The 6,603-nt window shown below is 69.9% G+C and carries 7 protein-coding genes; 1 reads left to right on the top strand and 6 read right to left on the bottom strand.

The genetic code is table 11. The features are described from left to right. The 6 genes from kdpA to VFZ70_01425 all read right to left on the bottom strand — a co-directional run. Window positions 1-1,700: potassium-transporting ATPase subunit KdpA (gene kdpA / locus VFZ70_01450; protein ID HEX6254453.1), on the bottom strand; the 1,700-nt coding region annotated here is incomplete at its 3' end. Between the two features lie 41 nt (window positions 1,701-1,741). Continuing rightward, complete coding sequence (locus tag VFZ70_01445; GenBank protein ID HEX6254452.1) at window positions 1,742-1,834, bottom strand: potassium-transporting ATPase subunit F; 93 nt, start codon at window positions 1,832-1,834, stop codon at window positions 1,742-1,744. Then, entirely contained in the window at window positions 1,831-1,962 is a 132-nt protein-coding gene (locus VFZ70_01440; protein HEX6254451.1) for a hypothetical protein, read from the bottom strand. The genes VFZ70_01445 and VFZ70_01440 overlap by 4 nt, the downstream gene beginning before the upstream one ends. A 64-nt stretch (window positions 1,963-2,026) precedes the next feature. Continuing rightward, window positions 2,027-2,515, bottom strand: a complete 489-nt coding sequence (locus VFZ70_01435; protein HEX6254450.1) for a hypothetical protein — start codon at window positions 2,513-2,515, stop codon at window positions 2,027-2,029. Continuing rightward, window positions 2,512-4,182, bottom strand: a complete 1,671-nt coding sequence (locus VFZ70_01430; GenBank protein HEX6254449.1) for a DUF4118 domain-containing protein — start codon at window positions 4,180-4,182, stop codon at window positions 2,512-2,514. Before VFZ70_01430 ends, VFZ70_01435 begins: the two co-directional genes overlap by 4 nt. A 177-nt stretch (window positions 4,183-4,359) precedes the next feature. Continuing rightward, window positions 4,360-4,584: a hypothetical protein gene (locus tag VFZ70_01425; protein ID HEX6254448.1), complete on the bottom strand. Its 225-nt coding sequence runs from the start codon at window positions 4,582-4,584 to the stop codon at window positions 4,360-4,362. A 219-nt stretch (window positions 4,585-4,803) separates the two neighbouring features. Between VFZ70_01425 and VFZ70_01420 the strand changes: the two genes are divergently transcribed. After that, a partial coding sequence (locus VFZ70_01420; protein ID HEX6254447.1) for an APC family permease occupies window positions 4,804-6,603 on the top strand: 1,800 nt, incomplete at its 3' end.

Raw genomic sequence — 6,603 nt, 5'->3', positions numbered from 1 at the left:
TGCTCGGCGATCGGGCCGAGCGACAGGACCGGGAAGTACGTCAGACCCACGAGGATGAGGGTCACGCCGAGCAGGAGGATCCCGAACGTGGCACCGTCGGTCGGGAAGGTGCCGGTCGACGCGGGCACCGGCTGCTTGCGCACCAAGGAGCCGGCGACGGCCAGCGCGGGCACGATCAGCAACCACCGACCGAAGACGAACGCAATCCCCTGCGTGCTGTTGAACCACGGTGTGTTCGACGACAGCCCGACGAACGCCGAGCCGTTGTTGTTCCCCGGAGACGCGAAGCCATAGAGCACCTCGGTCAAACCGTGCGGGCCCGGCGCGTTGCCGGCCTGTGCGACCGCCGACGGCAACAGCACACTGGCAGCGGTAAACACCAGCACCACCAGCGGCACGGCCAGGATGTACAGCGTCACGACCTTCATCTCGCCGGGCTCGATCTTCTTGCCGAGGAACTCCGGCGTCCGGCCGACCATCAGCCCGGCGATGAAGACCGACAGGATCGCGAGGATCAACAGGCCCATCAGGCCGACGCCGACGCCGCCGGGACTGACCTCGCCGAGCAGCATGTTCAGCGTCGTCACGCCACCGCCAAGAGGCGTGTAGCTGTCGTGCATCGAGTTGACCGAGCCGTTGGAGGTGCCCGTGGTCGTCGCTGCCCACAGGGCGCTGGCGGCCGGCCCGAAGCGCACCTCCTTGCCCTCCATGTTCCCGCCGGCCTGCAACTCCGTCGCGGCCTGGTCGACGCCGAGCGCGGTCAGCCTGGGGTTGCCCTGCGCTTCGAAGACCATGGCGGCGACCGCGGAGCCGGCCCAGAGGATGAACATGACCGCGAACAGGACCCATCCCTGCCGGCGGTTGCCGATCATGCGACCGAAGGTGGCGGTCAGCGCGAACGGGATAACCCCGATGGCGACCAGTTCGACGAGGTTGACCAACGGCGTGGAGTTCTCGTACGGCACGGCCGAGTTGGACCCGAAGAACCCGCCGCCGTTGGTGCCGAGCTGCTTGATCGCGATCTGGCTGGCGACCGGGCCGCCCGGTAGCGTCTGCCGCCCGCCTTCGAGCGTCGTCGCCTGCGTGAAGCCGTCGAGGTTCTGGATGACGCCCCGGCTGACGAGCACCAGCGCGACGACGAAGGACAGCGGCAGCAGGATCCGCGTCGTGGTACGGACCAGGTCGACCCAGAAGTTGCCGACCGTGTCGCTCCGCGTCCGCGCAAGCCCGCGGATGACCGCGGCGAGCACCGCCATCCCGGCGGCGGCCGACACGAAGTTCTGCACCGTCAGACCCGTCATCTGGGTGAGATGGCTCAGCGTCGCCTCGCCCGAGTAGTTCTGCCAGTTGGTGTTCGACGTGAAGCTCATCGCCGTGTTGAACGCCAGATCCGGGGACACGCCCGACATGTCCGTCGGGTTGAGCGGCAGCAGGCCCTGCAGCCGCTGGATCGCGTACAGCGCGAGCCACGACATGAGGCTGAACGCGACGAACGACAGCGCGTAGGTCGTCGACCGCTGCTCACGCGAGGCATCGATGCCGCAGAGGCGGTAGATCATGCGATCAACCGGCCCGAAGATGCGCTCGCCGGGTGCCCGCCCGCCGCCGTAGACACGCGCCATGTAGGCGCCCAACGGCGGCGTGAGCACCACGAACAGTCCGGCCACGACGGCGAACTGCAGCCAGTTGTGTACCTGCATGTCACGTCCTCACGTGGCCAATTGGTGGCGTCGAAGCGACGTCACCCCATGCGGTCGGGGAACAGCAGGGCCGCGACGAGGTACGTCATGACGCCTACGGCGAACACGAGTCCGAGCACGTTTTCGATGGTCACCGGCGGTCACCGTTCGTTCCGCCCCGCCACGCCGCAGAGTCGTCCACGAGGTGCGCGCACGCACGGACGTACAGCGCGGACAGCGCGAACAACGCGATCGCCACAACGACGAACACGAGATCATCCATCAGCGTCAACTCCTTGTCTGAGCCGCCACCAGCAGGCGCGACCCGAACTTCCGGTCCGGTCATCTCACCGCGCGGGCGACGCCTTCGATGGCGGCACCGGAGGGGCCTGCGCCGAGAGGCGGTCGGTGATGCCCGCGCTGACGCCGCGCACGAGGCTGCGTGCTGACCACATGCGCACCCCGAACAGGCCCGACACCACTGACCGGCCTTTGAATCTGATCCGCGGGCGCGGATCGCCCCACAGCGTCAGCTCCCCCTCGACCACCGGCAGCAGCCAGGCCATGCCGAACGGACGTTCCAGGAACTCGATCCGGAGGCTGCGTGTGGCCGTGTCGCCGCGCATCCACGGGGGGCCGACCGTGTACTGCAGGGTCACGTTGGCGCCGAGGAACCGCGTGCGCATGTGGAAGGTCGACCCGCCGTGCATGGTCAGTCGTCCCGGCAGCCAGTCCGCGGGGTCGCCCCGGAAGTGATGCTGGGTCTCTGGCGGGTACGCCGACAGCGCGTGTTCGGTGACGATGTGTCGATGGGCGACGAACAGGTGGTCGGTCATGACGGGTCTCCTGCAGTGCGGCGGTCGATGGCAAGTGCCAGCTGGGCGGTGAACGCCATCAGCACCCTGCTGTCGTCGGCGGGTGTCCGCGGCCCGACGAGCGCGAGGTAGCGATCGGGTCCGATCGCGAGCGCGTCGGTGGCGTCCGCCGGCCGCTGTGGCACCGGGCCACCGGTGGCGTGCTCGACGGCCCACGTGTCGCCGTCGCGGCGCAGGATCGCGACCGCGTCGAGGTCGAACGCGGCGCGTAGGTCGTGCAGCAGGCGGGGCAGCGGGTCGCGGCTGGTCAGCACGGCGGTGGCGAGGTGTGCGAGTGCGGTGGCCTCCGCCCGGGCGCGGGCGGCTTCCGCCGCGCGTCGCGCCGCGGTGTCGACGAGCACACTGACGGTCACCGCCACGACGGCAAAGACGACCATCGCGATAATGACGTTGACATCTTCGATGACCCACTCGAAGTAGGGGCGGGTGAAGAAGTAGTCACCCAGCGCGAAGCCGCCGGCGGCGGCGAGCAGCCCGGGTCCGCGCCCGCCGACGGCGGTGACCGCGACGGTCAATGCGAGGTACAGCAGGAGCACCGTCGACAGGTGCACCGACTCCCGAAGTGCCGCCAGGGCGAGCGTCAGCAGGGGGATGGCGACCACGACCGCGGCGTAGCCGGCTGCCTGCCGCGTACGTGGAAGTCGGGTCGATCGCAGGTTGCTGCCGGCGGCCCGGGGCGCGGACGGGATGTCGGGTTCGCGTCCGGAGGGGGCGACGATGTACAGGTCGAGGCCGCGGACGCCGGCGGTCGGGACGTCGAGGACGGGCTGTCCCTCGACGGTGCCGCGTTGCACGACCAAGTGGGCGCCTTCGGCCTCGGCGATCCGTGCCAGCGCCCATCCTGGGTCGTCGTCAACGACCTCCACGATGTCCGCGTCGAGGGCTTCGAGCTGCCGCCGCCGGTCGTGCAACGCCGGATCGTCGGTGTCGCCTGTGATCAATGTGACGTTGGCGCCGACCAGGTGCACGCCGGTGGCATGCGCGAGATCGGCCGCACGGCTGATCGTGTCACACGCGTCGCGGGTGGTGTCGAACGCCACTACGATGCGTCCCGGCCCCGCGGCGTCATGGACGTCGTGGTCGGCGTGGTGCTGCGGACGGGGACGTTGGGCCCATTGCTGCGCCATGGCGACGGGCCGATCGGCGCTGTCACCCGCGACGACTGCGACGTCGTCGGCCTCCAGCAGCGCGCGGTCGGGGACGGTCGACCGCGGCGGCGGCGATGGAGACAGGGCGTGCGCCAGCGATGCGATCTCGCGAGCGCGGATGGTGCTGATGACGTCGATGCCCAGGGATCGGATCGCCTCGACGTCGGGAATCCGCTCGGCGTCGTGCGGCGTGAGCCGGGCGAGGTCGTCGAGGAGCACCACGTCGGGGTGTCGATCGCGGATGGACTCGACATCCACGCTGGCAGCTCCGCCTGATCGCGGGACGAGGGGCAGCACGGGCATCCCGTCGAGTCCCGCGGCCTCCGGCTGAGGCGGCTCGAAGCACCCGACGATGACAGCGGCGCCCGCCTCGCGTCGTTCGCGACCCGCGGAGAGCAGTGCGCGTCGCAGCGCGGCGTCATCGTCGACGCCGAGCAGGATGCGCCACCCGCCACGTCGTGGCTTGTCACGGCTGTCCACCGAACACCACCCGATCAGTCCGAGCGTCCTCGGTGACAGGGTCGTCCGCGCAGCACGCGGGCACCGCCGAGAACTCGTTAAGGAGGCCCGAGAGGGCGTGAAGATCTCGTTAAGGTCCGCGCTCCCAAGGCGTGAAGTCGCACGCTGACGAACACACCGTCTTCCCCGTCCAGGGAGTTACCGTGGTTGATCGCGGACGTCGTGCAGGTATCCACCGGGCACGGTCGGTGACGCCTGGCAGGCCCGGTGGTCGGTGACGTCGTGTTGGGGTTCGCCGCCACGGCGGTCGCCGACGGCGGCCACCACGACGGTCAGCGCCAGGTAGGGCAGCTGCGCGGTCGACAGTTCGACCTCGGCGCCCAACGACCGGAACACGCCCGTCAGCACGGCGAGCCCGACCACCCGAGCGCCGCGCCGGGACGCTGCGGACGCGTCAACACCGGCGCACCCGGCGCTAAGAACGCGTTAAGCGCCGGAGGCGCGACGGTTCCGGGCATACCGTTCCGCACGGTCCCGGCCGTCGCCGTCGATCCCGTCACGGTAACGACCCGGGACCGCGACGAGCAGCGCCCGACCACCACGTGGTGCACGGACGCCGACCCGGACGAGGAGTGAGCGACGGTGTCCGCCCTGAAACGCCTGTTGCTCGGCCGCCCCCTGGCGACGCACGAGGAGCACCAGCAGCGGCTGCCCAAGCGCCTGGGCCTGGCCGTGTTCGCCTCCGACGCGATCTCGTCGACGGCCTACGCGACCGAGGAGATCCTGCTCATCCTCGTGCCGGTCGCCGGCATGGCCGCGCTGCACCTGCTCCTGCCGATCTCGGGGGTGGTGGTGGTCGTGCTGGCCATCGTGGCGGTCAGCTACCGCCAGACCATCTACGCGTATCCCAACGGCGGTGGCGCGTACATCGTCGCGCGGGACAACCTGGGAGCACGCGCCTCCCTCGTCGCCGGGGCATCGCTACTCGTCGACTACACCCTCACCGTCGCGGTGTCGGTCTCGGCCGGTGTCGCCGCCGTCGTGTCGGCGTACCCGACGCTACGCGGCCACGAGGTGGCGATCGCGGTGTCCGTCGTAGCGTTCATGACGCTGGCCAACCTGCGGGGCGCCAAGGAGTCCGGGACGCTGTTCGCCATCCCCACCTACCTGTACATCGTCGGGCTCGCCCTGCTCATCGGCGTGGGGTTGTGGCGGCTGTCCACCGGGGACCTCGCGCCGTTGCCGGTCGACGAGGCCGACCTCGCCGAGCTCGGCGGCGGCCACGGAGGGCTCGTCGGCGTCGCCGGCGCGCTGCTGCTTGCGCGGGCGTTCTCGTCGGGTGCGGTCGCGTTGACCGGTACCGAGGCGATCACCAACGGCATCCAGGCGTTCCGCCCACCCGAGTCGCGCAACGCCGCCACGACGCTGGTGATGATGGCGACGATCCTCGGCGGGTTCTTCTTCGGCCTGTCGCTGCTGGCCGACCGGCTGCGGCCCACGGTCAGCGAGCACGAGACGCTGCTGTCGATCATGGGCGGTGCCGTGTTCGGGCGCGGCACCGCGCTGTACCTGTTCATCCAGCTGACGACGATGGCGATCCTGTTCCTCGCTGCGAACACCGCGTTCGCCGACTTCCCACGGCTGTCGTCGATCATCGCCGCCGACGGCTACCTGCCACGCCAGCTGGCGCACCGCGGCGACCGGCTGGTGTTCTCCAACGGCGTCGTCGTGCTCGCCGTCACCGCATGTCTGCTGCTGGCCGCCTTCGGAGGGAGCACGACCGCGCTGATCCCGCTGTACGCCGTCGGGGTGTTCACCGGCTTTACGATCTCCCAGATCGGGATGGTCCGCCACCACGCCCGCGAGCGCGAGCGCGGGTGGCGCCGCGGGCAGGTCATCAACGGTGTCGGCGCAGTCGCGACCGCACTCGTGCTGGTGGTCGTGGTGGTGTCGAAGTTCACCACCGGCGCGTGGATCCCCGCGATCGTGATCCCGGCCATCGTCCTGCTGTTCCGCGCGATCCGCCGTCACTACGACCACGTCGGTCGGCAGCTGCGCATCCCCGAGGGGTGGGAGCAGATCGAACGGGTCCACCTCGTGGTGCTGCTGGTCGGCGGTGTCCATCGTGGGACGCTGGAAGCGCTGGCCTACGCGCGGGGGCTGCAGCCGGACCGGTTGGTCGCCGTGCATGTGGCGTCCGACGAGGCCAGCGCCGAGAAGGTGCGGCGCCGATGGGCACGCACGGGAACCGGTGTCGACCTCACCGTCGTGACCGACCACTACCGCAGACTGTACGAACCGGTCATGAAGATCATCAACGAGGTCGACGACCACGACCAGCACAGCCACCTGACCGTCGTGATCCCCGAGTTCACCACCCGCCACTGGTGGGACGCGCTGCTGCACAACCAGTCGGCATGGCTGCTCAAGGCAGAACTGGCG

The sequence above is a fragment of the Euzebyales bacterium genome (genome assembly GCA_036374135.1).
GTDB lineage: Bacteria > Actinomycetota > Nitriliruptoria > Euzebyales > JAHELV01 > JAHELV01.
The sequence above is the reverse complement of the archived record's forward strand: the minus strand, read 5'-3'. Positions and strand labels throughout refer to the sequence as shown.